Annotated in this window: 24 protein-coding genes; 9 read left to right on the top strand and 15 right to left on the bottom strand. The window is 60.4% G+C overall.

Annotation, left to right across the window (positions count from 1 at the left end; genetic code table 11):
- Positions 1–37: 37 nt before the first annotated feature.
- From ACIF4X_RS04135 to ACIF4X_RS04125, 3 genes are all read right to left on the bottom strand, one after another.
- Positions 38–1,240, bottom strand: coding sequence for an NAD(P)/FAD-dependent oxidoreductase (locus ACIF4X_RS04135; RefSeq protein WP_397481044.1), 1,203 nt, complete (start codon positions 1,238–1,240; stop codon positions 38–40).
- A gap of 240 nt (positions 1,241–1,480) precedes the next feature.
- Positions 1,481–1,852, bottom strand: a complete 372-nt coding sequence (locus ACIF4X_RS04130) for a response regulator transcription factor (protein ID WP_397481043.1) — start codon at positions 1,850–1,852, stop codon at positions 1,481–1,483.
- A gap of 130 nt (positions 1,853–1,982) precedes the next feature.
- The gene (locus ACIF4X_RS04125) at positions 1,983–2,999 is read right to left on the bottom strand and encodes a GlxA family transcriptional regulator (RefSeq protein ID WP_397481042.1); all 1,017 of its coding nucleotides are present in this window, start codon (positions 2,997–2,999) and stop codon (positions 1,983–1,985) included.
- Positions 3,000–3,199: 200 nt separating this feature from the next.
- Between ACIF4X_RS04125 and ACIF4X_RS04120 the strand changes: the two genes are divergently transcribed.
- The 4 genes from ACIF4X_RS04120 (at position 3,200) to ACIF4X_RS04105 (ending at position 11,722) form a co-directional block, all read left to right on the top strand.
- On the top strand, positions 3,200–3,871 hold the full coding sequence (locus tag ACIF4X_RS04120) for a response regulator transcription factor (protein ID WP_397481041.1): 672 nt from the start codon (positions 3,200–3,202) through the stop codon (positions 3,869–3,871).
- 58 nt (positions 3,872–3,929) lie between these two features.
- Positions 3,930–9,425 (top strand): AAA family ATPase, encoded by a 5,496-nt coding sequence (locus tag ACIF4X_RS04115; RefSeq protein ID WP_397481040.1) that lies wholly within the window; start codon positions 3,930–3,932, stop codon positions 9,423–9,425.
- Between the two features lie 317 nt (positions 9,426–9,742).
- Positions 9,743–11,143 (top strand): GABA permease, encoded by a 1,401-nt coding sequence (gabP, locus tag ACIF4X_RS04110; protein ID WP_397481039.1) that lies wholly within the window; start codon positions 9,743–9,745, stop codon positions 11,141–11,143.
- Positions 11,144–11,308: 165 nt separating this feature from the next.
- The gene (locus ACIF4X_RS04105; RefSeq protein WP_397481038.1) at positions 11,309–11,722 is read left to right on the top strand and encodes a PaaI family thioesterase; all 414 of its coding nucleotides are present in this window, start codon (positions 11,309–11,311) and stop codon (positions 11,720–11,722) included.
- Between the two features lie 78 nt (positions 11,723–11,800).
- Here the strand turns inward: ACIF4X_RS04105 and ACIF4X_RS04100 are convergent, their stop codons facing one another.
- Together ACIF4X_RS04100 and ACIF4X_RS04095 are read right to left on the bottom strand one after the other, a co-directional pair.
- Entirely contained in the window at positions 11,801–12,205 is a 405-nt protein-coding gene (locus tag ACIF4X_RS04100) for a hypothetical protein (protein ID WP_397481037.1), read from the bottom strand.
- Positions 12,202–14,061, bottom strand: a complete 1,860-nt coding sequence (locus ACIF4X_RS04095) for an ABC transporter ATP-binding protein (RefSeq protein WP_397481036.1) — start codon at positions 14,059–14,061, stop codon at positions 12,202–12,204. The genes ACIF4X_RS04100 and ACIF4X_RS04095 overlap by 4 nt, the downstream gene beginning before the upstream one ends.
- A gap of 235 nt (positions 14,062–14,296) precedes the next feature.
- On the opposite strand from ACIF4X_RS04095, the gene ACIF4X_RS04090 reads away from it, so the two are divergent.
- Complete coding sequence (locus ACIF4X_RS04090) at positions 14,297–14,491, top strand: hypothetical protein (RefSeq protein ID WP_093433302.1); 195 nt, start codon at positions 14,297–14,299, stop codon at positions 14,489–14,491.
- Between the two features lie 39 nt (positions 14,492–14,530).
- Positions 14,531–14,839 (top strand): hypothetical protein, encoded by a 309-nt coding sequence (locus tag ACIF4X_RS04085; RefSeq protein WP_397481035.1) that lies wholly within the window; start codon positions 14,531–14,533, stop codon positions 14,837–14,839.
- A gap of 41 nt (positions 14,840–14,880) precedes the next feature.
- Here ACIF4X_RS04085 and ACIF4X_RS04080 read toward each other — a convergent pair whose 3' ends face one another.
- Together ACIF4X_RS04080 and ACIF4X_RS04075 are read right to left on the bottom strand one after the other, a co-directional pair.
- Positions 14,881–15,291, bottom strand: coding sequence for a hypothetical protein (locus ACIF4X_RS04080; protein WP_397481034.1), 411 nt, complete (start codon positions 15,289–15,291; stop codon positions 14,881–14,883).
- Positions 15,292–15,368: 77 nt separating this feature from the next.
- Entirely contained in the window at positions 15,369–15,485 is a 117-nt protein-coding gene (locus ACIF4X_RS04075; RefSeq protein WP_397481033.1) for a DUF3885 domain-containing protein, read from the bottom strand.
- A gap of 773 nt (positions 15,486–16,258) precedes the next feature.
- On the opposite strand from ACIF4X_RS04075, the gene ACIF4X_RS04070 reads away from it, so the two are divergent.
- Positions 16,259–16,516, top strand: coding sequence for a DUF2790 domain-containing protein (locus tag ACIF4X_RS04070; protein WP_397481032.1), 258 nt, complete (start codon positions 16,259–16,261; stop codon positions 16,514–16,516).
- Between the two features lie 44 nt (positions 16,517–16,560).
- Here ACIF4X_RS04070 and ACIF4X_RS04065 read toward each other — a convergent pair whose 3' ends face one another.
- From ACIF4X_RS04065 to ACIF4X_RS04045, 5 genes are all read right to left on the bottom strand, one after another.
- The gene (locus tag ACIF4X_RS04065; RefSeq protein WP_397481031.1) at positions 16,561–17,496 is read right to left on the bottom strand and encodes a LysR family transcriptional regulator; all 936 of its coding nucleotides are present in this window, start codon (positions 17,494–17,496) and stop codon (positions 16,561–16,563) included.
- A 221-nt stretch (positions 17,497–17,717) separates the two neighbouring features.
- Positions 17,718–18,671 carry an aldo/keto reductase gene (locus ACIF4X_RS04060; protein WP_397481030.1) on the bottom strand — a complete coding sequence of 318 codons (954 nt, stop codon included), beginning with the start codon at positions 18,669–18,671 and terminating at the stop codon, positions 17,718–17,720.
- Between the two features lie 22 nt (positions 18,672–18,693).
- Complete coding sequence (locus ACIF4X_RS04055; protein WP_397481029.1) at positions 18,694–20,160, bottom strand: efflux transporter outer membrane subunit; 1,467 nt, start codon at positions 20,158–20,160, stop codon at positions 18,694–18,696.
- A gap of 19 nt (positions 20,161–20,179) precedes the next feature.
- Positions 20,180–21,643 (bottom strand): MFS transporter, encoded by a 1,464-nt coding sequence (locus ACIF4X_RS04050; RefSeq protein WP_397481028.1) that lies wholly within the window; start codon positions 21,641–21,643, stop codon positions 20,180–20,182.
- A gap of 6 nt (positions 21,644–21,649) precedes the next feature.
- On the bottom strand, positions 21,650–22,780 hold the full coding sequence (locus ACIF4X_RS04045) for an HlyD family secretion protein (RefSeq protein WP_397481027.1): 1,131 nt from the start codon (positions 22,778–22,780) through the stop codon (positions 21,650–21,652).
- 269 nt (positions 22,781–23,049) lie between these two features.
- On the opposite strand from ACIF4X_RS04045, the gene ACIF4X_RS04040 reads away from it, so the two are divergent.
- Positions 23,050–23,673 (top strand): TetR/AcrR family transcriptional regulator, encoded by a 624-nt coding sequence (locus ACIF4X_RS04040; RefSeq protein WP_397481026.1) that lies wholly within the window; start codon positions 23,050–23,052, stop codon positions 23,671–23,673.
- An 8-nt stretch (positions 23,674–23,681) separates the two neighbouring features.
- Entirely contained in the window at positions 23,682–24,197 is a 516-nt protein-coding gene (mug, locus tag ACIF4X_RS04035; RefSeq protein WP_397481025.1) for a G/U mismatch-specific DNA glycosylase, read from the top strand.
- On the opposite strand, the gene ACIF4X_RS04030 is transcribed toward mug, so the two are convergent.
- The 3 genes from ACIF4X_RS04030 to ACIF4X_RS04020 form a co-directional block, all read right to left on the bottom strand.
- Positions 24,185–25,162 carry an alpha/beta hydrolase gene (locus ACIF4X_RS04030; RefSeq protein ID WP_397481024.1) on the bottom strand — a complete coding sequence of 326 codons (978 nt, stop codon included), beginning with the start codon at positions 25,160–25,162 and terminating at the stop codon, positions 24,185–24,187. The genes mug and ACIF4X_RS04030 overlap by 13 nt on opposite strands.
- Positions 25,162–25,602, bottom strand: a complete 441-nt coding sequence (locus ACIF4X_RS04025; protein ID WP_077572574.1) for a TspO/MBR family protein — start codon at positions 25,600–25,602, stop codon at positions 25,162–25,164. Before ACIF4X_RS04025 ends, ACIF4X_RS04030 begins: the two co-directional genes overlap by 1 nt.
- Before the next feature lie 299 nt (positions 25,603–25,901).
- Complete coding sequence (locus ACIF4X_RS04020; protein WP_397481023.1) at positions 25,902–26,645, bottom strand: hypothetical protein; 744 nt, start codon at positions 26,643–26,645, stop codon at positions 25,902–25,904.
- Positions 26,646–26,670: the final 25 nt, after the last annotated feature.

Genomic DNA, 26,670 nt, shown 5'->3' with positions numbered 1-26,670 from the left:
CTCAGGCAAGACATCGGTTCGAGGTTGAACGGGGCGATCAAGCCACCGGAATCGCCGGGTCAGCAGCGGCCAGCGCGGCGCTACGCTCGGCGACCGGCGGGTAAATCCACACGCTGTTGATTTGCGTCTTCAATTCTTTGGCTTCGGCTTTCACCAGTTTCAGTTGGCGATCCCAGCCCTCGGTGTACACGGCGCCCCAGGTACCCAGGTCGAGGCAGGTAACGTACTTCGGCTGACGGTAAGTGGTTGGCGCGACGCCGAGCAGATCGGCGATGGCGTTGTTGCCGGCGTGACGACCGAGGCTGATGGCGTGTTGGCAGGACATTACCGAGAAGTTGCCGACGTCATCGGTGGCGGCACGGGCGACATCGCCGGCTGCGAATACGTGATCGAGACCTTGCACTTTGAGGTTGCCGTCGACGTGCAGACGGCCCTGGCCATCGCGTTCGGCGTTGAGCTGTTCGGTCAGCGGACTGGCGCGGAAACCGACGGTCCAGATCACCGTGTTGCTCTCGATGTGGCGGCCGTCGGCGAGGGTCACGCCGTTGGCATCAACGGCGGCGACCGTGGCGTCGACGATCCACTCGATACCCAGTTCTTTGGAGGCCTCGATGATGGACGGGCGAATGCCGTCGCCCATGGTTGCGGCGATGTCTTTGCTGCGGTCGACGATGATCACCCGAACGTCTTGATCTTCACCCAGAATGGCGCGCAGACGGCTTGGCATCTCGGTCGCGGTTTCGATCCCGGTGAAACCACCGCCGGCGATGACTACAGTGTTGCGAGCCTTGCTGGCCGGCTGACTGGCCAGCGAGATCAGGTGACGTTCCAGGCGCGCCGACGATTCGATCTGGTCAACGTCGAAGGCGTGTTCTTTCAGGCCCGGCACTGGCGGACGAGCCAGTTGGCTGCCGCTGGCCAGCACCAGGCGATCGTAAGAAAGCTCACCCGGGCGACCGCTTTCATCGCGATAACCGACACGCCGTGCCTGGCCGTCGATGCTTTCAGCGGTGCCTTTGACGAAACGCACACCGACGGCAGCGAACAGCGCGTCCAGCGGCGCATACATGCTGTGCACATCGGGTTCGTAGAAACGCGGACGGATGCGCAGTTCGGCTTGCGGGGCGAGCAGAGTGATCTCCACGTCCTGACGGTGATGCATATCCAGCAAACGCGCGGCGCTCAACGTGCTCCAGAGTCCACCGAACCCTGCACCGATCACCAATAATTGCTGTTTCATAATGTGCTCCCTGACGCTGATGGATGGATAAACCGAGTCGTGATTTCGACTCTGGCGTGACGATCACTGGCCGCCGCAAACTGCTTGCCGTACTGCATGGCGCTTAATCGCCCGCTGTCGAAAACAATGCTATGGCGTGAGGGCTGCGGGCGCAGTTGTCCATCAGTGTGCGTTGATTACGCATGCGTTGAAGGGAGGTATACGAAGGTATCGAACTGTAGGCGTTGCCGAAGGCTGCTCCTACACGGGAGGTGTTTTATTCAGGGCTTGTTTGATATGGCGGAGCAAGTCTTCGGGTTGGAAGGGTTTGGGCAGGCAAGCGATAACGTCGGGAGTGCGGGTGGGCATTGCACCGGGATGAGCGCTGACAAAAATCACCGGAATGCGCCAGCCTTGCGCGTGCAACGTTTCATGGAGTTGCGGGCCGCTGAGGCCGGGCATCTGGATGTCGGAAATCAGGCAATGCACTTGATCGAGGTCTGTTGACTCAAGGAACGCGCGGGCGCTGCAATAGGTTTGAACCCGATAACCACTGGCGCGCAACAAGCTTCCCAGCGCACTGCGAATGGCCTCGTCGTCGTCAACCACTGCAATGACAACCGTGTTGTGCATAAGGCTCCCTGGCCGGATGGGCACGCGTGACGACTCCTGTCGTTCTTGCACCATACGCCGTCCGCACCGGCGCAAAACTATACCTAGGTATAGCGCGTCGAGATCCTTTGCTAGTCAGTGCCTACGGTGATCAGCCTTCACGGCTGAAGCGGCTACGGTAATCACGCGGTGAAATCGACAGGTGCCGCTGAAAGCAGGCGCGTAGCCGCTCTTCGTCACCAAAGCCGCAGAGACGCGCGACCTTGTCGATGTTGTGCGCTGAATGTTCCAGCAGACGCCTGGCCGCTTCGAGGCGGAACAATTCGATGGCTTTGGACGGCGTGCGCCCGGTGCTCTGTTTGTAGACCCGGGTAAAATTACGCAGGCTCATTCTGGCCTGCTCGGCGAGACGCTCCACACTGAGCTTGGGATCGTCGAGGTTTTCCATCAGCCACAGGTGCAGTGAGTCGAACAGCGGACTGTCCTGCACTTGCGCTTGCAGCAGTGTGCTGTATTGCGCCTGACCGCCGGGGCGTTTGAGGTACACCACCAGTTCGCGGGCGACCTGCAAAGCCACTTCGCGGCCGACATCAGCCTCGACCAACGCCAACGCCAGGTCGATTCCGGCAGTGACCCCGGCCGATGTCCACACAGGCCCTTGCTGGATGAAGATTGCATCGGCATCCACTTCGATCGCCGGGAAGCGTTCGCGCAACGTCTCGCACATGGCCCAGTGCGTCGCGGCGCGACTGCCGTTCAGCAGGCCAGCCTTGGCCAGCAGAAACGCGCCGCTGCACACCGAGACCACGCGTTGCGCGCTCGGGGCCTCGCGGCGTAGCCATTCGGTCAACTCACCGTGTTCATCGAGGGTCTGGCAGATGTCCGGTGCGCCGGGGACGACGAGGGTATCCAGCGCGGCAATGTCCAGTTCGCGCAACGCTCGGGTGTCGACGGCCAAACCTTCGACGGTGTGCACCAACCCGCCTGCAAGGCTGGCGGTGTGCAGTTGATAGCCGGGTTGGCCACGTTCGGCCAAGGCTCTGCTCGCGGCCCAGAACACCGTTTGGGCGCCGCTGAGGTCGAGCAGGCTCATTCGCGGGTAGGCGATGAACACCACGTCGCGGGTTGGCGCGGTGGAAATCCGCAGCTGCAAGGAATCGCTGGACATCGAAATCGTGCCTGTTCAAACGGCTGAAGTGGGGTGGAGATGGCATGGCCGATTTTCAGGGGTTTCTGGCCTGTCGGCAACGCGCGCCGACTGCTAGCCTGCTGCGCGACCGTTTGGCTGGCCTCTGGCTGCGTTTGCCATCATGGACTAGATTTATTCACCTGCACATCGCACCCGTGCGATCTCGCCGAGGAGACAGCATGACCCTGTGGTCGCATTCCAGCCCCAGCGCCAACCCGCCGACGTTGCGCGAACCGGTGGTTTATGTCGTCGACGACGACGCCTCGATGCGCCAGGCCCTCGACGGTTTGCTGCGCTCCATTGGCCTGCAAGTGCAGACGTTCGAAACCTCCCAGGATTTTCTCGCCGCGGCCAAACGTGACGTGCCCGGTTGTCTGGTGCTCGATGTGCGCCTGCGCGGTGAAAGCGGCCTGACTTTTCAGGAACAGATGGAAAAGACCGGCGTGTGCATTCCCATCGTGTTCATGACCGGACACGGCGATATCGCCATGACTGTCAAGGCGATGAAGGCCGGTGCGGTGGACTTTCTCGCCAAGCCGTTTCGCGATCAGGACATGCTCGACGCCGTCGCCAGTGCACTGGCCCGCGACAGTGCGCGGTTGATCGCCGAGCAGTCCGGCGCCGCCACGCGTCTGGCCTTCGAGACGCTGACCGTGCGCGAGCGCGAGGTGCTCGGCTTCGTCATCGGCGGGCTGATGAACAAGCAGATTGCGGCGCAGCTCAACCTCAGCGAAGTGACGGTGAAAGTCCATCGCGGCCAGGTGATGAAGAAGCTGTCGGCACGCTCGGTGGCGGATCTGGTGCGTATGGCCGAATCGCTGGGCATAGAGCCGGCGCGGCGAACAATTTGAGCTGAATCAGCGCGGATCATCCACCGCGCAGCAGCAACCCTTTGACGGTCTCGCACACATGGCCAGCAAAAAGCAGATTTTGTGGGACGACGGCGAACGGGTGTTTGCCCGCGAACTCGGCCAGGGGGAGGGCAGCCGCAATGTTCTGGTGATGCGCCCGACCCTCGCTCAACCGCTGCCTGCGACTCTCGATCGACTCGCACACGAATACAGCCTCAAGAACGATCTCAACGGTGAATGGGCGCTGCAACCGCAGGCCCTTGAACGCGCAGGCGCAACCACGCGTCTGCTGTTCGACGACCCCGGCGGCGAGCCGTTGTCACGCTTGCTGACCGCGCCGCTGGACACCGAGACCGGCCTGCTGCTGGCCATCAACATCGCCGTGGCGCTGGGCCGCCTGCACCAGTGCGGGCTGGTGCACAAAGACCTCAAGCCGCACCACATTCTGGTCAATTGCAGCGATGGCCAGACACGCCTGACCGGCTTCGGCCTCGCCTCACGTCTGCCTCGTGAACGGCAGGCGCCGGAACCACCGGAAACCATCGCCGGCACCCTCGCGTACATGGCGCCGGAACAAACCGGGCGGATGAATCGCTCGATCGATTCGCGCAGTGATCTGTATGCCTTTGGCGTGACCCTTTATCAAATGCTCACCGGCTCGCTGCCGTTCAGCGCCAATGATCCGATGGAATGGGTGCATTGCCACATCGCGCGGTTACCGATGCCGGCGTGCGAACGGGTGGCCACCGTGCCGGTGATGCTCTCGCGGGTGGTCATGAAGTTGCTCGCCAAGACCGCTGAGGAACGCTATCAAACCGCTGCTGGCGTCGAGCACGACCTGCGTCGGTGCCTGAACGATTGGCAGCGTGCCCGGCACATCGAGACTTTCACGCTGAACGAGCAGGGCGCGATCGATCGCCTGCTGATCCCGGAGAAGCTCTACGGTCGTGAGCGCGAAGTGCAAACGCTGATCGAGGCGTTCGCACACGTGGTGCAGAGCCATTCGCCGAAGCTGGTGCTGGTGTCCGGTTATTCCGGGATTGGCAAATCCTCGGTGGTCAGCGAGTTGCACAAGGTGCTGGTGCCGTCGCGGGGGCTGTTCGCCTCCGGCAAGTTCGATCAGTACAAGCGCGATATTCCCTATGCGACGCTGGTTCAAGCCTTTCAAGGACTGGTGCGCACGCTGCTGGGCAAGCGCCGCGAGGTGCTCGTTGAATGGCGCGCGGCGCTGTTGCAGGCACTGTCGCCGAACGCGCGGCTGATGACCGAATTGATCCCCGAACTGAAACTGATCATAGGCGAACCGCCAGCGGTGCCGGAGCTTGAACCGCAACAAGCGCAGCAGCGTTTCCTGCGGGTGTTTCAGCGTTTTATCAGCGTGTTTGCCCGACCGGAACACCCGTTGGCGCTGTTCCTCGATGACCTGCAATGGCTGGATGCGGCGACGCTGGATCTGCTCGAAGAACTGCTGACCCGCGCTGAGGTTGGCCACCTGCTGCTGGTCGGCGCCTACCGCAATAACGAGGTCGATGCTGACCATCCGCTCAGCGGCAAGCTCAAAGCCATTCGTAGTGCCGGCGCGCACATCGACGAGATTCGCCTGACCCCGCTCGCCGGCGTGCACATCGAACAACTGATCGCCGAATCGTTGCGCTGCCCACCCGCGAGCATCGTCACGCTGGCGCGGCTGGTGCTGGACAAGACTGGCGGCAATCCGTTTTTCGTCATTCAGTTTCTCCAGGCCCTCGCCGAGGAAGAACTGCTGATTTACGACCATCAGCTCAATCGGTGGCGCTGGGATCTTGAGCTGATCAACGGCAAAGGCTACACCGACAACGTTGTCGATCTGATGGTCGGCAAGCTTGCGCGTTTGCCGCTGGAAACCCGGCAGGCCCTGCAACAACTGGCGTGCCTGGGAAACGTCGCGCGGATCGACACGCTGGCCACCGTGCTCGATCTGTCCACGGCTCGCGTGCACACGGCGCTGTGGCCGGCGGTGCGTCAGGATCTGGTTGAACGTCTGGACGGCGCCTGTGCGTTTGCCCACGACCGTGTGCACGAGGCGGCTTACTCGCTGATCGCCGAAGCCGAACGTGCGCAGACGCATTTGCGCATCGGCCGGCTATTGGCGCTGCAAACGCCGTTCGAGGGGCGCGAAGAGGCGATCTTCGAAATCGTCGGCCAGCTCAATCGCGGCGCCAGCCTGATCAGCGACCGGGCCGAGCGTGAACAACTGGCCGAATACAACCTGCTCGCCGGTCAGCGCGCCAAGGCTTCGACCGCATACACCTCAGCGCTGACCTATTTGGGCGCGGGTGCAACAGTGCTTGGCGAGCAAGGCTACGACAGTCGCCATGAGTTGGCATTTGCCCTGGAGCTGAACCGCGCCGAGTGCCAATTTCTCACCGGGCAATTGACGCTGGCCGACGCCCGTTTGCGGGTTTTGGCCGAGCGTGCGGCAACCACGGTGGAGCGCGCGGCGGTGACGTGTTTGCACATGGACGTCTACCTGTTGCTTGATCGCAGCGACCGTGCGGTGGCGGTCTGCCTGGCCTATTTGCGTCAGGTTGGCATCGACTGGACGGCGCATCCGGACGATCAGCAAGTGCGCCAGGAATACCAGCAGATCTGGACGCAACTGGGTGACCGCAGCATCGAACAATTGATCGACCTGCCGCTGATGGAAGATCCGGCCTCACTGGTGACGCTGGATGCGTTGAGCAAGCTGTTGGCCCCGGCGTTGCAGTCCGATGCGAACCTCGCATGCCTGACCATCTGTAAAGCCGTCAGTCTGAGTCTGGAGCACGGCAATTGCGACGCCTCCTGCATGCTCTACGCCAACGTTGTGCGGGTCGCCGGGCGGCGCTTCGGTGACTACACCAGCGGTTACCGCTTTGGCCGTTTGGGCTGCGATCTGGTTGACCGCCGAGGCCTTACGCAATACGAAGCGCGTACCTACCTGTGCTTCTCGATTTTTGTGGTGCGCTGGATGCGACCGGTACGCGAGTGCCGCGAATTGCTGCGACGTGCGCTCAGCGCCGGCAACCGCATTGGCGATTTGCCCTATGCGGCCTATGCCGGCAACAGCCTGATTTCCGACTTGCTGTTTATTGGTGAGCCGCTGGCGGAGGTGCAGGTTCAAGCCGAGGCGGGGCTGGCTTATGCGCGGAAAATCCGTTTCGGGCTGGTGGTGAGTTTCATGAGTTGCCAGCGGGCACTGATCCGCATGTTGCGCGGGCAGACTGCGGAGTTCGGTAGTTTCAATGATGAACAATTCGATGAAACGCGCTTCGAGGCAAACCTCGCTGCGCCTGATCTGGCGCTGGCTCGGGGCAAGTATTGGGTGCGCAAGTTGCAGGCGCGCTATCTGGCGGCAGATTACGCGGCGGCCGCTGACTGCGCGGCCCAGGCGCGGGAATTGATGTGGGTTATTTCTTCTTTTTTCGAGGAGGCCGAATACCACTTCTACGCAGCGCTGACATTGGCCGCCCACGGCGCCGTCGATGGCGATCAACTGCAACGCTTGGCAGAACACCACAATCAACTGCAGACCTGGGCGCAACAGTGTGCCGAAACCTTCGCCAGTCACGTGACACTGGTCGGCGCGGAAATCGCTCGGGTTGCGGGGCAACTGATTGAAGCAGAGTCGCTGTATGAGCGGGCGATTCAATTGGCGGTGGATAGCGGTTTCGTGCACATCGAGGCTTTGGCCAACGAACTGGCGGCGCGTTTCTACGGTGCTCGCGGTCTGGCGAAAATCGCCCGCGTTTACCTGCAAGACGCGCGCTACGGTTACTTGCGTTGGGGCGCCGATGGCAAGGTGCGGCAACTGGAGCGACGGCACCGTTTTCTGCGCCAGGACGACGCGCTGCCCAGCCCGACGGCGACCATCATTACTGCCGTCGAGCATCTGGACCTGGCCACGGTGCTCAAGGTCTCCCAGGCCGTGTCTGGCGAAATTGTCCTCGACCGGCTGATCGAAACGATCATGCGCACCGCCATCGAGCAGGCCGGCGCCGAGCAGGGTGTGCTGATTCTTGCCGAAGGCGAGACGTCGTATATCGCCGCGCGAACGCGCATTGGCGACAGCGCCACATTAATGTGCAATGAACCGGTCAATGCGATGGCGCTGGCCGAGTCGGTGCTCTACCAGACGCTGCGCACCGGCGAAAATCTGTGTCTGGACGATGCCGTCGCCGATCCGGCATTCGCCGCTGATCCTTATATGCAACAGCACGGCGCCCGGTCGATTCTGTGCCTGCCGTTGATGAATCAGGGCCGGGTCGCCGGGGCGTTGTACCTGGAGAACAATCTGTCGGCGGGGGTGTTCAGCCCGGCGCGCATTGCCGTGCTGCGGCTGGTCGCTTCACAAGCGGCGATCTCGCTGGACAATGCGCGGCTGTATCGCGACGTCGCCGAGCGTGAGGCGAAGATCCGCCGGCTGGTCGATGCCAATATCATCGGCATCATTGTCTGGAGCGTCGAAGGGGAAATCATCGAGGCCAACGACGCGTTCCTGCGCATGGTCGGCTATCAGCGCGAGGATCTGCTTTCGGGGAAAGTGCATTGGCGTGACATGACCCCGCCGGCACGACGCGCCGAAAGCGAAGCGGCGCTGGCGACGGCGATCCGCACCGGGCGCGCCCAGCCGTTCGAGAAGGAATACATCCGCAAGGACGGCACTCGCCTGCCAGTGATCGTCGGTCTGGCCGCGTTTGAAGCCAGTCAGCAACAGGGCGTGGCGTTCGTCCTCGACCTCAGCGAGCGCAAACAAGCGGAAGAACAAGTGCGCGAAGGCGAGCGCCGTTACCGCCAGGTACAAGCGGAACTGGCCCACGCCAACCGCGTGGCGACCATGGGCCAGTTGGCGGCGTCCATCGCCCACGAAGTCAACCAGCCGATCGCCGCCACCGTGACCAATGCCAACGCCGCACTGCGCTGGCTCGGCGCACAACCGCCGAACACCGATGAAGTCGAACTGGGGCTCAAACGCATCATCGCCGATGGCAACCGCGCGGCCGACGTACTCGGCCGGATCCGCGCGCTGATCCGCAAAACCCCACCGCAACGGCAAGCACTGGACCTCAATGCGGTGGTGGGCGAAATGGTCGGGTTTACCCGTGGTGAGGCGACTCGATACGGGGCAGAGGTGTCCGTGCAATTGGCCAGCGACTTGCCGGCGGTATTGGCCGACCGGGTCGAGTTGCAACAGGTATTGCTCAATCTCATCGTCAACGGCCTCGAAGCCATGGAGGTGATGGAGGAGGGCGCGCGTCGACTGTCGATCAGCAGCGATTGCGTCGGTGATAACGTGCAGATTACGGTCAGCGACTCCGGGCCGGGGTTTGCCTGCGAGCGCGCGGAAGAAGTCTTCACCGCGTTCTACACCACCAAAGCCACCGGTTTGGGAATGGGGCTGTCGATCTGTCGCACGATCATCGAGGCGCATGGCGGACGCTTGTGGGCGGAGGCGAATGCGCCTTGCGGGGCGCGGGTTGTGTTGGCGTTGCCGGGGTATAAACAAAGTCCTTTCGCCGAAGGCGGATGCGATTGAGTTGCCGAGTTATGAGGCGCTGCAGCGAACACAGGTTGCAATGTGCGCGAGGTGACCAGCCAGTTTTTATCGTGAACATATAGTTCTCGAATGTCGATATCAGACACGATCATGGCGCAATCAGGCTACTGACTCCTCGGACAGGCCGGGTAAGGTGAGGTGTCTTTAAGTCAAGATAACCCCATACAGATCATGGGGTTGATAGGAACTGCGGCGGTTGAGGGAGGCTTCTTTCGGGGAGTTCTACAGGCAACGATGATGATCGTCTGCTCACATCAACTCGCTCAAATGTCGATCAGCAGAGAATAAAAAAACCAATGATCAGCCCGAACTCCATGGATTCGAGTAGCCAATTGGCGCAGGGCTTCAAGCCTCGTCACGTCACCATGCTGTCCATCGCCGGGATTATCGGCGCCGGTTTGTTCGTCGGCTCGGGGCATGCCATTGCCGCAGCGGGGCCGGCGGTGCTGCTGGCTTATCTGTTCTCGGGTCTGCTCGTCGTGCTGGTCATGCGCATGCTCGGCGAAATGGCGGTGGCCAATCCGGACACCGGCTCGTTCTCGACCTATGCCGATCAAGCGATCGGGCGCTGGGCGGGGTTCACCATTGGTTGGCTCTATTGGTGGTTCTGGGTGTTGGTGATTCCCATCGAAGCATTGGCGGCCGGCCATGTTTTGAACCAATGGTTTCCTCAGGTCGATGCCTGGCTGTTTGCGTTGGGCTCGATCATTGCGCTGGTGGTGACCAACCTGTTCAGCGTGTCCAAGTACGGTGAATTCGAGTTCTGGTTCGCCATGGCCAAGGTCGTAGCGATCATCGGTTTCATCGGTGTCGGGTTTGCCGTGCTGATGGGCTGGATTCCCGACAGGGAAGTCAGTGGCTTGAGCGGGTTGATGGCCGACCACGGCGGATTTGCGCCCAACGGTCTGTCGGCGGTTGTCGGCGCGTTCATCACCATCATGTTCAGCTTCATCGGCACCGAAGCGGTGACCATCGCCGCCGCCGAATCCAACGACCCGTCGCGAAACATTGCCAAGGCCACGCGCTCGGTGATCTGGCGTATCGGCGTGTTTTATCTACTGTCGATCTTCGTGGTGATCTCCGTGGTGCCGTGGAATGATCCGTTGCTGGCCTCGGTCGGCTCTTATCAGCGCGCCCTGGAAATCATGAACATTCCCCACGCCAAGTTCATGGTCGACGTCGTCGTACTGATCGCTGTGGCCAGTTGCATGAACTCCTCGATCTACATTGCTTCGCGCATGTTGTTCTCGCTCGGTCGTCGTGGCGATGCGCCGAAGATGCTCAAGGTGACTTCGTCGGCGGGCGTGCCGCGCGCAGCTGTCATCGCCAGTACCGTGCTGGGTGCATTGATCACCGTATGGAGCTATTTCATGCCTGCCGGGCTGTTTCAATTCCTGCTGGCCAGTTCCGGCGCGATTGCCTTGCTGGTGTACCTCGCCATTGCGGTATCGCAGTTGCGCATGCGGCGGATACTGCGCCAGCGCAACGTCGAGCTGACCTTTCGCATGTGGCTGTTTCCCTGGCTGACATGGCTGGTAATCGTGTTTATCTGTGCCGCGCTGGCGGTGATGATGATCACCCCGGAACACCGCACCGAAGTCACCACAACGATCGGTCTGGCGTTGGCGATTTCCTTTATTGGCCTGGTGACGTCGCGTCATCCTGCGCCGGCGGCGCGAGTTACATCGGTGGGGTAAAAAAGGGAGCGGTTTGCGCTGATCTTTTGAGGACGTCGGGCTTTATCACCGCAGATTCCGCATCCGTATAGTGCTTGCCCCGTCACGTGTTCGCCCATAAACCCTCCCACTGAACCGAAGTATTCAGGTCAATGACGCCGGTAGTCGCCGGCGCACGGAGGAATCATGGACGCCAGCGCAATTCCCGAGGGTTTCACCCCGTTTACCCGCAGCAGCCCGTTGCTGGATTTGCTGGGCCCGATCTACGCGCGCGGCAGCGGGCTGCAATTGGAGCTGGGTTTGTTGACTGACGCACGCCATGCCAACGGCCGTGGCACCTTGCATGGCGGGGTATTGGCGACATTGGCCGATGTCGGGATGGGCTACGCCATGGCCTTTTCCAGCGACCCTCCGCAGCCATTGATCACGGCGAGCATGACCCTGGATTATCTCGGCGCCGTGAAAATGAACGAGTGGCTGGAAGTGCGTCTGGAGTACTCGAAAAAAGGCCGGCAACTGGCGTTTGCGGCGGTTAGTTTGCATGTCGGGGAGCGCACGGTTGCGCGAGCCAGTGCGGTGTTTGCGGTGCCGATGGGTTGAAAGCTTAGCCATGAAGGCGTGGGTAATCCTGTGTTACCTGGGCGCCTTGCATGGCCGCTTTTTGGCCGATGCCGTCCTCTACCGGCCTGAGAATTTCAGCGACTCCGGATCGAATGACACATTGGCCATACTTCGAGTGTCAGCGACTAATCGCCATTGCCCAGCAGTGCCGTCGATTTCGCGCAGGGTCCATTGCCCGGGGCCGGACCAGGACAGCTCTATGTGCGGCCCTTCAAGTACTTCGTTCGCTATTAACCTGTCGACTTCGTCGGCAGGTCCCGGGAGCATGCCCCCGACAGCAATGGGCACGCGCTGACGCAAAAGGCTGTTGAGCAGGCTCAGCAACTCGACACGTGATGTGTAATGCACTCTGTGCTCCCCGACTTCGGTGTGGGCAAACACCAGGCTGCCGGTATCGGCGTCCAAGGAACTGATCAACGTGAGATGCGTCGGTGGCCGGCCTGAGCCTTTTGAATACCTCATGCCTGATCCATCGCCGCCGCCACACCCTGCTCCTCACCCAGAAACCCACCACTCTGATGCTGCCAGAGCCGCGCATAAATGCCGTTTCTGTTGAGTAACTCAGTGTGGGTGCCTTGCTCGATAATCCGCCCCTCATCCATGACAATCAGTCGATCCATCGCCGCAATCGTCGACAGCCGATGAGCAATGGCGATCACGGTTTTACCCTGCATCATTTCATCGAGGCTTTCCTGAATGGCCACCTCGACTTCAGAGTCCAGCGCACTGGTGGCTTCGTCGAGCAGCAGGATCGGCGCGTTCTTGAGCATCACCCGGGCGATGGCGATGCGTTGGCGCTGGCCGCCGGAGAGTTTGATGCCGCGTTCACCGACCAGGGTGTCGTAGCCGCTGTGCCCTTGCTTGTCGCTCAGTTGGCTGATGAAACCGTCGGCCTGGGCATTGGCGGCGGCGCGGCGGATGTCTTCGTCGGTAGCGTCCGGGCGGCCGTAGGCGATGTTGTCGCGAATCGAGCGATGCAGCAGCGACGTGTCCTGGGTGACCATGCCGATTGCGCTGCGCAGACTGTCTTGGGTCACGTGCGCGATGTTTTGCCCGTCGATACGGATCTCACCGCTGTCGACATCGTAAAAACGCAGCAGCAGATTGATCAGCGTCGATTTGCCCGCACCGGAACGGCCGACCAGACCGATTTTTTCGCCGGCGCGGATGTTCAGGCTCAAATTGTCGAGGACCTGGCGTTCGCCGTTGTAGTTGAAATTGACCTTGTCAAAAGACACCGCGCCGCCGGCAGGCACCAACACAGTGGCGTTCGGCGCGTCCTGCACTTTGGGGCCACGGGTGAGGGTGGCCATGCCGTCCTGCACGGTGCCGATGTTTTCGAACAGCGACGTCATCTGCCACATGATCCAGTGCGACATACCATTGATGCGCAGCGCCATGGCGGTGATCGCCGCCACGGCCCCGGTGCCGACCTGACCCAGATGCCACAGCCACAGGGCATAGCCACCGGCACCGATAATCAGCCCGACCACCAGCGCCTGATTGACGATTTCGAATTGGCTGACCAGACGCATCTGGCGAAAACCGGTGAGCTTGAAATCCTCCATCGCCGCGCGGGCGAAGTGCGCTTCGCGTTTGGAGTGCGAGAACAGTTTGACCGTGGTGATGTTGGTGTAGGCGTCGGCAATGCGCCCGGTCATCGATGATCGAGCATCGGCCTGTTCCTGGCCGACCTTCCCCAGGCGCGGCACAAAATAAACCATGGCCAGCCCGAATAATGCGAGCCAAGCAATGAACGGCAGCATGAGTTTCAGGGCGAAGCCGCCAGCCAAGGCGATAATCGCAATGAAGTAAACGCCGATGCCCGGTGCGATTTCGATCAGCGTAAACAACACTTCGCGCACGGCCAGTGCGGTCTGCATGACCTTGGTCGTGACCCGTCCGGAAAACTCATCGGAGAAGAACGACAGGCTTTGCCGCAGCATCAGCCGATGGAAGTCCCAGCGCAGCCGCAACGGTAAATTGATCGCGAGGATCTGGTGCTGAACCATGGTGCGCAGCGCCACCAGGCCGATGCTGATGAACAACACGATGCCGATGCCCCACAGCACGCGGCTTTCCTGCGCGTTGACACCGCCGCCGGCCTGCCACGTCGAGAGCAGATCGACGACCTGACCGAGAAAGGAAAACAGCCAGGCTTCATAGATCGACACGCCGGCACTGAGCAGCGCCAGCGCGAGGATATAACCGCGTGCGCCGCGCGTGCAGGCCCACAGGAACCGCATCAGGCCGACGGGTGGAGGCGGTGCTTCGTCGGGAGGAAATGGGTCGAGCCGTTGTTCAAACACGCGAAGCATTGTGGTCTCCGAAATCATCAGGGTCAGGGGATTTTGCCACTTAATGGCGGTGTTGCGGGTTTGCATGTCACTGACTGGTCCCCAACGAGTGGTATCGCCCGGGATCACTGCGGTGCACAACCCCAAGGATTCCGGGCACATGCCGATCAGCTAAGCTGTCTGCTCAGACGACTTGAGCAGCGCACGATGCAGCGAACAAATCCGGTTTCATGTTGGGAGTCGATGGGCAAAGGAAATGTTTAATTTCTTTTTGACGTTTTTGTTCGTGTTGATCCCCACGGCGTCGCTTTCACTCGACAGTTACCTGCGTTACCGAGTCGCCAGAAACAAACCGGTGAGCAACGTCTGGAAGGGGTGTAATCATTTGCTTTCCATTCTGCTGCTCATGCAGTTGCTTGGCTTGGCGCTTTACTTCTTCTACATCGCCTGAGCGCGGTGATTGTCGGCCTTCCAGGGAGAGGAAACGTACGTGATCCCGAATTATCGAATTCGCTTCTACTCGCTCATCGGTGCGCTGTTATGTCTGCTCGGGGCATTGGCCAGTGCTGATGTGATACACAACGCCGCGACCCTTTGGCAGTTCGACGTCACGACGGGGCGAGGCGTTTCCAAAGTCCGCGAGCACTTGGTCTTCGGTCAACAGCCGTGGCGCTTCGGTTTTTATCTGCTGATGGCCATTGCCGTTTTTATTGCCTCGACGGGTGCTGGGCTGTGGTTGTGCTGGGGTGTTTTGTGCGGGCGGCGGGCGTTCAAGCGTTGGAGTGGGAAGTTTCGTTAGGCGCTGATCACGCATGACCGCGCTTGCCTGAAAACCGGCGCCTATCGTTGTGCAAGCACTTCCCGCCTGACCTGCAACGCAAGCACAGCAAAGCCTTTGCCAGTGCCGCGCTCGGAAGCCGAATAGTTCTGATGCGCCGAGACATCCTCCCATTGGCTTACGAACTCTACGTGTTGATGATCACCGTCGGTGTCAATTTGAAACGCTATGAACCGTTCCGCTTGATCGAGGATCAAGCCATACAGCCGTGGCATTCCGGGAAAGTCGACTTCAAGATCGAGTACGACGGTTTCTGACCAATCAACACCTTGGCGCTCGCCGAAACGTGCCAAGGCCTCGGGAATATTGGTATCACGCCAGAATCGAGCGGTTTCCGTCAGGCGATGGGCAGTCACCGCATTCTGTTCCTGCACATTGAGTTGCCGCTTCTTGAGCAGACGATCTATTTCCATATTGCGCCCCCAGTATTGTTCACGCCCAAAAGCTCCCTTTTTGGATTCGTCGCTGATGCCAGCGCCCGGTGTAGCGACTAACGCGCTCCTGCGAACGTGGCATCCATGGCCGAGCGGTCATAGTCCAGCAGGTATTGATTGTGCCGCTCGTACAGTTGCGAAAGCAGCGGTGCATTAGGGCCGACGACATCCATGCCTCTGTCGTCGTAGGGAAAACCATGACCTGTTTCGGCAGATTGAACAGATACACATCACAGTGGGGATTGGGCTCAATAGCGCCAAAATCTTTAGTCAACGCGCACCAGAGAAATGCTTGAAGGCTTGTGATCGGCGTTTCGAACGCGATGTTGATCCAGTACTCAGGCTCTTCTTCGCAATACCATTCTTCGACATCTATCTCCTCACTCCAGACTGAGCGTTCAGGAGGGAAATCAACGCCTGCAGATCGAAATGCCTGAATCGCGGCCCGATGCATAAATCCATGGTTGCCTGAGTGAGTGCGCAGACACACTACAAACGTTGCGGCGTCAGAAAAGATATCGCCACAGATCGTTGTCGATTTTCGTAGGGCGGTCTGGAACTGCTCAATGATCCCACCGGTTTCGGAGAGCTCGAAGCGCAGTCCTCCGGGGTAGGAATAGTAAAGCGGCCTGGCGAAGGCATTGCCCTCAAAAATCCTCTCGATTTCTTCTCTTAGGTTCACGTTATCCCTTCGTATTCATGAGCCTGTCTCCTCGGTCAAGGAGTTGTGGACAGATCTTACGTGAACCCCGACCCTTGAGTTAAGCCGGTGAGCCACTCGCTGTGGCGGAGCACCCTCGAGAACCGAATCGAGGTATTCACCCTCGATTCGGCAACAGTGTTTGTCCCGCCGCCCGATTTTTCCCGCCACCGTCACTCCCTAGCATCGTCTCCAGGCCAGCAGCAATCACGCTGAAGCGGCCCACTCAACGAGACGGTGAACATCATGAACACAATGAAAATCGCAATGGCGTTACTGCTTGGCAGTCTGGGCGCACAGGCCTACGCGGATTCGGCGCCGACGCAAAACCTGCCGGTCGAAACCTATGGCTACTCGACCAAACTCGACATCGAGCATGTGATCTCGATCACCGAGCCGGCCAATGAATGCGCGCCGGTGCCGGTACAGATGACTTACGAGGATTCCCATGGCGAGCGCCATGTTCTGCAATACCAGGTGATGGGCACTGGCTGCTCCAGTTGATTCAGTGCAGAGAAGGGAGGGTCGACACTCCTTGTCTGCTGCGCTCAGGGCTTTCTTGCTCCCGCAATATCTTCGTCCGATGCCAGTAATTCCGGGATCGATTGCTTGAGAAAATCCACCCAGGTTCTGGTCTTCGCATCAACGAACTTGCGCGACGGATAGATCGCGAACAGGTTCAACTCCTCCAGCCGGTACTCCGGCAACACCCGCACCAACGTCCCCGCCCGTAGCCCATCCACGGCCGAAGCTATCGGCTGAATGCCGATGCCCATGCCTTTTCTGATCGCGATGGTCATGCCGTCGGCGGTATTGATATGGAAAGGCGACACGGGAATAGTGATGGTCTCCATGCCTTGCGGCCCCTCAAACGTCCAGTGCTCCACCGGCATTACCGTGTTGACGATGCGCAGGCACTCATGTTCGGCCAGGGCGTCGGGCGAGTGGGGTATGTCGCGTTTTTCCAGATAAGCCGGCGACGCGCAGAGGATGCTGTAGGTGATGCCCAGCCGTTGCGCGACGAAGCCGGAATCCGGCAGTTCACGGGCCAGTACGATGGACATGTCGTAGCCTTCTTCGAGCAGGTCCGGTACGCGGTTGGTCAGGGTCAGGTCGAACATCACCGTGGGGTGAATCTCGCGATAGCGGGCGATGGCGTCGATCACGTAGTGGTTGCCGATGGCCGACATCGCGTGGATCTTCAAGCGGCCCACGGGCAGGGTTTGTGCGGTGCCGGCTTCCTCGTCGGCCTCGCGGACATCGTCGAGTATGCGTTCGCAGCGTTGCAGGTAGCGCAGGCCCGCTTCGGTCAGGGCGAGACGGCGAGTGGTGCGGTTGATCAGGCGCGTATGCAGGCGGGCTTCGAGGGCGGACACGGCTTTGGAGACGTTGGTTGTGGTGGTGTCGAGCAACTCGGCGGCCGCCGTAAAGCTGCCGCTTTGCGCGACGGCGACGAAGAAACGCATGCTCTGGAAAACGTCCATCGTTGTTCCGCCTTATGGTGGGTTGTGTGGTGTTGGTGAGTCGGTGTTCACTTTCAATGGCAGCCCCTCACCCTAACCCTCTCCCGGAGGGAGAGGGGACTGACCGTGGTGTCTTGAAATATCAAGTCGAACTCAGGATTTGAATAGCACGCGATCAGGCGCCCTCTCCCTCAGGGAGAGGGCGGGGGGTGAGGGCTACACTCAGCGTCACGCCACAAACTTCAAGATTTACGCCCAGGAATAAACCCCGGCACCCCGGTTTCCACCACCGAATTGAAGCGGATCCGTGTGCTGATGTCTTCCCTGATTTCACGCATCGCCCGCTGCGGCAATGTCGCAACATCAAAATTCTCCTGAATATGCGCTGGCGTCGCCGAGGTCGTCAGAAACGCCGTGCCACGCTGCACGGCCCACGCCAGCGCCACTTGCGCCGGAGTCTTCTGCACATGCCGGGCAATTCCGCTCAGCACCACATCCTCCAGCACATTCGGCTCCATCCCATGGCCCAACGGCGCGAACGCCAGAAGAATGATGCCGTGCTGTTGGCAGAACTCGAGCATTTCCCATTCCGGCAGATACGGGTGCGACTCGATCTGTACCACGGCCGGTTTGATCCGCGCCTGCGCGACGATCTCTTTCAACGCTTCCAGCGTAATGTCCGACAGGCCGATGGATTTGCAGCGTCCTTCATCCACCAGACTTTCCAGCGCACGCCAGGTGTCGAGCAAAGTGACTTCGCCATCGTAGATAACATGGCCGAACACGTCACGTGGGTCCTGATCATCCCCCGCCTGAAAGGCGAATAGCGTGTGGATCAGGTAGCAATCGATGTAGTCGGTTTGCAGACGCTGACAACTTGCCTCAAAGGCCGGTTTGACCCGCTCGGGCCGGTGGTTGGTGTTCCACAGTTTGGTGGTGATGAACACGTCTTCACGGCGAATCTGGCCGGCAGCGAAGACCTGCTGAAAAGCCACGCCGATCTGCGTTTCATTGCGATAGCGCTCGGCGCAGTCGAAATGGCGGAAACCCACCTCCAGCGCGCATTTGACCGCTTCAGTGGTGGTGCTCAAATCGCGGAACAAGGTGCCAAAGCCAACGGCCGGCATCGAGCCTGCACCGTTGTTCAGCGGCCAGCGGGTGTCGCGAAGCGCATCGTGAAAGGCTTCATAGGTCATGGTTTTTCTCCAGTGTCAGTGGTTACAGTGGTGTGTGTTCTTTGCCTGCACGGGCGGCAAGTTTTTGCTCGAAAGCGCCGACGGCGTTGCCGCCCAGCGCCACGAACAACTGCACGGTGTCGAGATAGCGCGCGGTCTTCACCTGAATCTGCCCGAGCAACGCTTGCTCGTAGGCACGCTCGGCTTCGAGCACTTGCAGTACGCTGTTTTCGCCTTGGGCGTAAGCCTGTTGGTTGAGGCGCAAGCTGCTGTCCGCGGCCCGCAATGCATCGTCCTGCGCGAGATTTTGTTCGGCGCCGTGATGGATCGCCTGCAAGCTGTCCGCGACCTGGCCGAACGACTCAATCACCGTCTGCTGATAGCGCGCGAGCGAGGCGTTGTAGCCATCGACAGCCGCCTGACGCTCGGCTTTCAACGTGCCGCCATTGAAGATTGGCGCGGTCAGTCCGCCAGCAAATCCCCACAGTGCGGCACCGCCATTGCCGGAAGCGGCTTGCGCCAGTGAGGCCGAGAGTTCGATGCGCGGGTAGAGATTGGCCGTCGCCACGCCCACGGCCGCACTGGCCATGTGCAGTTCGGCTTCGGCCTGCAAGATGTCCGGGCGGGTGCGCGCGGTTTCCGAGGGCAGGCTGACCGGCAGCGTCGCTGGCAGGGCAAAGTCATTGAGGGTGAAGTCTGGAGTGATCCAGTCAGCCGGGCCTTTACCGGCCAGGATCGACAAGGCATGCCGCGCCGCATCGCGCTGTTGGGCGAGGGGCGGCAGCAGGGTACGATCCTGAGCGAGGCGGGTTTCGGCCAGTGAAACATCGATGCGCGTGGTGCTGCCGCTCTGTTGGGCGCGGCGCACCAGATCAAGGTTTTTCGTGTCATTGGCCAGTAGCGTTTGCACCGCCGCGATCTGCGCATTGGCCGAGGCGATGAGTAACGCCTGCCGGGCCACTTCGCCGGTCAAGGTGAGATAGGCCGCTTCGTAGCGATGTTTGTGCAAATCGGCCAGCGCCTGCTGGCCTTCGACTTCACGCTTGATGCCACCGAAAGCATCCAGATCGAATGCAACACGTGGACCGATGGCGTAGACATTGGCAACGCTTGGCTGCGGCCCGTTGTGTGTGCGTTGCCGACCGCCCGCTGCCGCAAAATCCACTTGTGGGTACAGCGCGCCTTCTGCTGCGGCAACAGACGCGGCGGCCTGACGCAACGTTGCGTCAGCGGCGACCAGTTCAAGGTTGCCGTCGATGGCGCGGCGCATCACCTGGTCGAGCTTCGGCGAGCGCAGCGCCGTCCACCAATCGCCGTGAATGCGTTGGCCCATGTCGAAACGCTGAGCACCGGTCGACTGCTCGGCTTGCTCATCATAGTGCGTTGACGAACCAGTGCCGGGGCGTTGAAAGTCCGGGCCGACGGTGCAGGCCGACAGCATCACCATCAGGGCCAGTGCGCTGAAAGTGCCGGGAATTGCAGAACGAGTGAAGCGCGTAGACGTTTTCATGTTGCGTACTCCACAAAGATCAATTGGCGGCAGCAGGTTTGCGCAGCCACAACACCAGCGGACTCACCACGAGCATCGCCAGCATCAGAATCTTGAACTGCCCCATCACCGCGACGAACGCGGCCTGATGGGTCACCAGGTGGTTCAAGTGTTCCAGCGCCGGCAGCGAAGTCGGCAGCGTCAGGCGATAGGGCGTCAGTTGGCTGACCAGCGCCATGTGCATCGCCTGGGTGTTGTTGAAGAAAAAGATCTGCACCACCGCCACACCGAGGGTGCTGCCATAAACCCGCATCAGGTTGAACAGGCCAGCGGCTTCCGCGCGCGATGCCGGGTTGAGCGTGCTGAAGGCGACCTTGCTCAACGCCGGCATCAACACGCCGAGCCCGACGCCTTGAATGAATCCGCTCCATGCCACGGGTGTCCAGTCCATCAAGGGCGAGTAACCGAGCATCAGCCAATTGGCGTAGACCACCAGCGCAAGGCCGGCGGAGATGAACACGCGGGTGTCGATCCAGCCCGGCGCACGCACCATCAGCAGGAACGCGCCGACCAGGCCGAAGCCGCGCGGAATGGTCAGAAAACCGGTGGTGTCTGGCGGGTAGCCCATGATTTCGTCGAGCATCGGCGAGGTCAGCGCCATGGTCGACAGCAGCACGAAACCGAGGGCGAAGAACATCACTGTCGACAGCACGAAGTTGCGATCGCTGAGCAACGCCTTGCTGACGAAGTGCACCTTGGCCGTCCACCGATGCACGATGAACAGGTACAGCCCGAGCCCGCAGGCCAGCGCTTCAATCCAGATTTCCAGCGAGTCGAACCAGTCCAGACGCTCGCCACGGTCGAGGAGCATCTGCAGGCCGATCATGCCAAGGGTGAAGGTGGCGAAGCCGAAGAAATCGTAGGGCGGACGCTGCTCGGCTTTTTTCTCGGCCAGCAGCAACGCCACCACCATGAAGATATACGCGATGAGCGGCAGGCTGAGGTAGAACATCGGCCGCCAGTCAAAGTACTCGCAGATCAGGCCGCCGATGCTCGGGCCGCTGACGATGCCGAACAATACTAGCGCTGTCCATTTCGCGCCGAACGCAGGACGCTTTTCCGCCGTCAGGGTTTCCAGGGCAATCGCCATCGACAGCGGCGCCAATATGCCGCTGGCCAGACCTTGCAGAATGCGCGCGGCGATGAATTCCAGCGGCGTACTCGCTAACGTGCCGAGCCACAGACCGAGGGCAAACAGCACCAGGGCAATCTGATAAACCCGCTTCAAGCCGAAGGCGGCGGCGAGCCACTGAGCGATCGGCAAGGTGATCGCGCTGGCGGCCAGATACGCCGTGAAAATCCACCCGGCCTGATCGTCAGTCATCGACAGGCTGCCCTGTATCAAGCGCAGGGCGGCATTAGGCAATGGCAGGTTCATCGATTGCAGATAAGTCGTCAGTAAGGCGACGAAGCGCAATGCGCGCAGATCAGCCGTGTTGTTCATCTCCCATTACCCCGCGCTGAGCAACGACTTGAGTGGATACCACCACGGTGTGCGGTGGTCGGTGTCGACTTCGACGGTGGCGCTGGTGCCCGAGAACAACGGCATGGCCGGGTCGGCGTCGTCGAGTTCGAGGCGTACCGGCACCCGCTGCACCACCTTCACCCAGTTGCCGGTCGCGTTCTCCGGCGGCAGCAGGGCGAAGTCCGCGCCGGCGCCGGGGCTCATGCTGATCACGTGGGCCTTGAAGGGGCGATCAGGGTAGGTGTCGAGCGTGATCGTCGCGGTCTGGCCGGGGCGCATGTGCGTGACCTGGGTTTCGCGGAAGTTGGCTTCGACCCAGGTCTCATGGTCGGAAATCAATGCGAACGCGGCAGTGCCGTTGCTGACGTAATTGCCCACTTGTAAGTCGTCGACCTTGGCCACGATGCCGTCGGCCGGTGCGGTCACTGTGGCGTAGGACAGATAGAGCTGCGCTTCGTCGAGCTGCGCCTTGGCTTCGCGCACGGTTGGATGTCGGTCGATGGCGATGTCGGGATCACCACTGAGGGCGACTACGGTGCTGGCGATCTGTTGCTCGATCGAAGCGATGCGTTGGCGCGAGACTTTCTGATCGGTGTCGGCGCGCTCATAGGCCGCCCGCGAGACGAATTCGCTGGCGACCAGCGCTTTTTTGCGGGCGAATTCTTTCTGATCGTAGTCCGCCGATGCCCGCGCCGATTGCAGTTCGGCTTGTTGCTGGCGATAGCTGGCCTTGAGGCCGTCGATGCGCAGGCGAGCATTGCCTAACTGGGCTTCGGCGCGGTCGACTGCAATCTGCAACGGCTGTGGGTCGAGGCGAAACAGCACCTGACCTTTGCGCACGGGTTGGTTGTCGTTGACGGCAATCTCGACCACTTGCCCGGACACCCGCGCATTGATCGATGCCTTGGCCACTCGGGCATAGGCGTTGTCGGTGGAGACGTAAGGCTCGTTCGCCCGGTATTGGCTGTAACCGATGACCGCGAACAGCGCGGGCAGGCCGGCCATCAACAGTGGCCGCAGCCTTTGCTTGAGCGGTTTTTTTGGCGGGGCGTCCGCCAGATCCCGGATCGGCTGGGCGCTGGCATGTGTTGCGGTGAGATCAATTGGCTGGGTCATGATCTGCTCTATCCAAAATGCTGAAGCGCAAACGGGACATCGGGCCGACCGGGGCAATCGCCTGTGGCCGCGACGTGATTAATGGCTGCGAAAAATCAAATCCGTGCGCGGTGGGGGAGGATCGCTCCTTTCCGCTGTTTGTCGTTGCTACAGCTCGTTTGAGTTGCGCCACAACAAAGCTGTTGACCAAGGAATTTCTGGTTCCTTAATTTTGTGCGATGGTGTAAGAATATGAGCGACTTCCCATCCTTGCAAGGAATTTGTACGACATGGCACAAAATAAACCGACAGAAGGAAAAGGCCGTGGCCGGCCTCGTGCGTATGACCCGCACACGGCGCTGCAGCAGGCACTTGGCGTGTTCTGGAACACGGGTTATTCCGGCGCGTCGCTGGACAGCATCGCCACAGCCGCCGGCATGAACCGGCCAAGCCTGTACGCCGCGTTCGGCGATAAACACGCGCTCTATATCAAGGCGCTGGATCAATATTGGGACACCGCGCACGCCGCCATGCAGACCGTGTTGACCGATAACAACCTGACCCTGGCACAGGCACTGACCAGCTTCTATGAAGGGCAATTGGCGATTTATTTCTCGGGCGAGGGCCAGCCTCGCGGTTGCTTTGCCATCGGCACGGCGACCACCGAAGCCGTCGAAGACCCGCAGATCCGCAACGTACTGTCAGCACGGTTGAGCCAGTTGGATGCCGATCTGGAAGCACGCCTGCAAACGGCGATCGAGACAGGGGAACTGAAGCCTGATAGTGATCTGGCTGCGTTGGCGGTGATCGCATCTTCGCTGCTGCACAGCATTTCGATCCGCGCGCGGGCGGGCAAATCCCGTGAAGAACTGACCGCGATTGTGCGCAACGCCGTCAGCGTGATCTGCGGCTGAGCGCGCTCATGAACGGCCTCGAAGACATTCTCGCGCAAGACCTGTCAGTGGTCTTTTGCGGGATCAATCCGGGTCTGCTGGCAGCGGCGCAGGGACATCATTTCGCCGGGCGCAGCAATCGGTTCTGGCGCACGTTGCATCTGGCCGGGTTTACACCCGAAGAAGTGCGCCCGGAAAACGACCGCTCGATTCTGCAATATCAGTGCGGATTGACGGCGGTGGTCGCAAGGCCAACCGCGCGGGCGGATCAAGTATCGGCGCAGGAGTTTGTCGCCGCTGCGGCCGATTTCGAACAGAAGATTGCCCGCTACAAACCCGGGCATGTTGCGTTTCTCGGCAAAGCGGCTTATTCGGGGCTGTCCGGGAAAAAGGTCATTGCCTGGGGGCTTCAGCCCGAGACCTTCGGCCATGCGGCCGTCTGGGTGCTACCCAATCCCAGCGGACGCAATCTGGCGTTTAACCTCGAACAATTGGTCGCGGCGTATCGCCAACTGGCCTGGGCAGCCGGTTTTCAAGCGGGCTGAAGATTTGCCTTAACGTGCGCCGAAATCCATTTCCGACTGTAGGCCAGAACGCCCTGAGCGATGGCCGTGGGGAAGTGGATAAAACCGTGAGGTGAGGAGGGCAACACGTACATGTCGACCGGCGCTGATTGCGCCCAACGCCTGGCGATGTCGAGGGTGTCGTCGCGCAGCGGGTCGAGTTCGCCGGCAAACAGCAGCGCGGGCGGAAAACCGGCGAAGTCGCCGTACAGCGGAGACAACGGTGGCTGGCGGCGCTGCTCATCAGTCATGTCGGGCGTCAGCAGGCGCAACGCCTCGACCATGCCGGGGCCGTCCAGCACCAACGTGTCGGCAGGCGCGTTGCGTACGCTGGGTGTTCCGGTGAGGTCGTAGACGCCGTAATACAGCAGCGCACCGCTGATGCGTTGCAGTAAATCAGGCCATTGCTTCAGCGCCAGCAAGGTCGCCGCCGCCAGATGGCCACCCGCCGACTCACCGACCACCACCACGGGCAGACCGGCAAACTCGGCTTCTTGCAATATTCCGCGAGTAGCGTTGAGGCAGTCTTGCAGCAGACCTTCAATCGGCGTCGAAACCGCTAATCGATAGTCGACCGAAACCACCGTCACCTCGCAGGTATCGACGATGGCCGCGTTGAAGTTGTCGTCCATCTGCGCATTGCCGATCACCCAGCCGCCGCCGTGAAAATCCAGCACCACGCCTTTCGCCGTGCCCTGGGGGCGAATTATCCGTACGGGCACGTTATCAATCAGCTTGCGCTCGGCCGTCAGACCAAACTTGCGCAACACGCCGGAGCCGCCCATCTGACTGAGGCGCAGCAGCGCCTGAATCAAACGCGGCGTCAGGCGATTGCGGATCTTGAAGCGCGGCAGCCAGGCAAGCTTCCTGTTGAAAGCACGCACCTGCGCCAACTCGCGCTCGCCCTGCGGCCACGGTGTTGCAGTACCCCAATTGGCATTGCTCATCAGCGGTTCTTGATCAGGATGGAGAAATTCAACGCCGCCGCCACGCACAGCCACGCCAGATAAGGAAACAGGATCAACCCCGTGATCAGGTCCAGTTGTATCGCCAGCACCACCATCGCCGCGACCACCAGCCACAACACAGTGAGAATCACCATCGCCGCCAACACCTGATGCGCGCCAAAAAACACTGGTGTCCACAGCGTGTTCAACGCAATCTGCGCCGCCCACAGCGCCAGCACGGTCTGGCTGCCGGGGATCAGGCTCAAGCGGTAACCGGCCCACGCCAGCAGCAGATAGATAATTGTCCAGGCCACGGGGAACGCCCAATTGGGCGGGGTGAAACCGGGTTTGTTCAGCGTTTCGTACCACGGTCCCGGTTTGAACATCACGCCGGTAGTTGCCGCTGCTGCGCAGGCCAGAAGAAAAATGAAGAAGGTCATCGCCGATCCTTGGCTGAAATCAGCCGCTAAGGGGTTTAAGAAAAGGACGCCTGCCGACGCGAAAAGTTTGCATGGTACGAGGATGATTTAAAGTCTTTGCGCGTTGACGACACATTAGCCGAACCGGATTTCGAGTCGTCAGTGGTGCGTGCGACTGGCTTGAGCGTAGCGGTCGATGCGGGAGGGCACAGTTGCAGGAACAGCCTGGGGAGGGATTGACGGTTGCAACCGACATCCAGGATTTGAATACACGAGGCTCAAAAGGCTTGGCGATCAACCAAGCCCGCTAAGCGAGTGAATCAGCGTTTGTCGATCGGCGAGTTCATGATGAACAGCACGATACGCTTCAGCAGTGCCGCCCAGCTGCTGCCTTTAGCCCAGGCTACATGGCTCTGAATATCCCAGACATTCTGCTGCGCGACATACCGTTCAGTACTCAGTTTGCTATAGAAGTCGGAGCAGGGAACAAGTCGATCCAGGTAGGCCTTTTGTACCTTCAGGACACCGACCGTGGGCGCAGAGAAGTGACCGCTGAGCACGTCAAGACCTTGCGCGCTTTGACCATTTTTGTCACTGCCGCTCAGCACGAACCCAACCTTCATGTAGAACTGATTACGGCGCTGGCGCTCACTGTCGCCATTGACTGTGTGAGAAGAAAGCATGCCCGGTTGAATGACGTAGTTCTGTAGTCCTTTGCGATGCAGCCAGTCGATGACGCGGGCCATCAAGGCCGGGCCCAGGCCGTGCCCTTCCGGGTACATCTGGATCTGACTGGTCGGACCAAACATTACGGTATGGGTCTGGTGGCAGACCGTGACCGAAACGCAATTGCCGAATCGATCAAACTGATTATTGAATGTCCCCGGCTTGGTTGCGCGGGCGCGATAGTACTCAAAGTCAGGCTTTTCTTCGATCTGGCCAAGCCGGGACTGTTCCGTCACGGCGATCAACATCACCTTTTTGTTCGCGGCTTCGAAGAGATAGGCCTCACGCAGCGTTGCGTCAACTTCCATTTTGTCTTCAGCTTGTTTCAGCGTTGTCATATTGCTCCTTCGGGGGAAAACCCTT

The sequence above is a fragment of the Pseudomonas sp. NPDC085632 genome (assembly GCF_044541255.1).
In the GTDB taxonomy this organism is placed as follows: Bacteria; Pseudomonadota; Gammaproteobacteria; order Pseudomonadales; family Pseudomonadaceae; genus Aquipseudomonas.
Note: the sequence above shows the minus strand (reverse complement) of the source record. Positions and strands in the feature narration are given on the sequence as shown.

Bases quoted from the DNA above. Each gene is read 5' to 3' on its own strand.
- ACIF4X_RS04125 (WP_397481042.1), bottom strand. From the start codon at position 2,999: ATGTCCAGCGATTCCTTGCAGCTGCGGATTTCCACCGCGCCAACCCGC.
- mug (WP_397481025.1), top strand. From the start codon at position 23,682: ATGAACGGCCTCGAAGACATTCTCGCGCAAGACCTGTCAGTGGTCTTT.
- ACIF4X_RS04045 (WP_397481027.1), bottom strand. From the start codon at position 22,780: ATGACCCAGCCAATTGATCTCACCGCAACACATGCCAGCGCCCAGCCG.
- ACIF4X_RS04025 (WP_077572574.1), bottom strand. From the start codon at position 25,602: ATGACCTTCTTCATTTTTCTTCTGGCCTGCGCAGCAGCGGCAACTACC.
- ACIF4X_RS04095 (WP_397481036.1), bottom strand. From the start codon at position 14,061: ATGCTTCGCGTGTTTGAACAACGGCTCGACCCATTTCCTCCCGACGAA.
- ACIF4X_RS04080 (WP_397481034.1), bottom strand. From the start codon at position 15,291: ATGGAAATAGATCGTCTGCTCAAGAAGCGGCAACTCAATGTGCAGGAA.
- ACIF4X_RS04120 (WP_397481041.1), top strand. From the start codon at position 3,200: ATGACCCTGTGGTCGCATTCCAGCCCCAGCGCCAACCCGCCGACGTTG.
- ACIF4X_RS04070 (WP_397481032.1), top strand. From the start codon at position 16,259: ATGAACACAATGAAAATCGCAATGGCGTTACTGCTTGGCAGTCTGGGC.
- ACIF4X_RS04050 (WP_397481028.1), bottom strand. From the start codon at position 21,643: ATGAACAACACGGCTGATCTGCGCGCATTGCGCTTCGTCGCCTTACTG.
- ACIF4X_RS04115 (WP_397481040.1), top strand. From the start codon at position 3,930: ATGGCCAGCAAAAAGCAGATTTTGTGGGACGACGGCGAACGGGTGTTT.
- gabP (WP_397481039.1), top strand. From the start codon at position 9,743: ATGATCAGCCCGAACTCCATGGATTCGAGTAGCCAATTGGCGCAGGGC.
- ACIF4X_RS04040 (WP_397481026.1), top strand. From the start codon at position 23,050: ATGGCACAAAATAAACCGACAGAAGGAAAAGGCCGTGGCCGGCCTCGT.
- ACIF4X_RS04090 (WP_093433302.1), top strand. From the start codon at position 14,297: ATGTTTAATTTCTTTTTGACGTTTTTGTTCGTGTTGATCCCCACGGCG.
- ACIF4X_RS04020 (WP_397481023.1), bottom strand. From the start codon at position 26,645: ATGACAACGCTGAAACAAGCTGAAGACAAAATGGAAGTTGACGCAACG.
- ACIF4X_RS04075 (WP_397481033.1), bottom strand. From the start codon at position 15,485: ATGGATGTCGTCGGCCCTAATGCACCGCTGCTTTCGCAACTGTACGAG.
- ACIF4X_RS04065 (WP_397481031.1), bottom strand. From the start codon at position 17,496: ATGGACGTTTTCCAGAGCATGCGTTTCTTCGTCGCCGTCGCGCAAAGC.
- ACIF4X_RS04130 (WP_397481043.1), bottom strand. From the start codon at position 1,852: ATGCACAACACGGTTGTCATTGCAGTGGTTGACGACGACGAGGCCATT.
- ACIF4X_RS04105 (WP_397481038.1), top strand. From the start codon at position 11,309: ATGGACGCCAGCGCAATTCCCGAGGGTTTCACCCCGTTTACCCGCAGC.
- ACIF4X_RS04030 (WP_397481024.1), bottom strand. From the start codon at position 25,162: ATGAGCAATGCCAATTGGGGTACTGCAACACCGTGGCCGCAGGGCGAG.
- ACIF4X_RS04055 (WP_397481029.1), bottom strand. From the start codon at position 20,160: ATGAAAACGTCTACGCGCTTCACTCGTTCTGCAATTCCCGGCACTTTC.
- ACIF4X_RS04100 (WP_397481037.1), bottom strand. From the start codon at position 12,205: ATGAGGTATTCAAAAGGCTCAGGCCGGCCACCGACGCATCTCACGTTG.
- ACIF4X_RS04060 (WP_397481030.1), bottom strand. From the start codon at position 18,671: ATGACCTATGAAGCCTTTCACGATGCGCTTCGCGACACCCGCTGGCCG.
- ACIF4X_RS04135 (WP_397481044.1), bottom strand. From the start codon at position 1,240: ATGAAACAGCAATTATTGGTGATCGGTGCAGGGTTCGGTGGACTCTGG.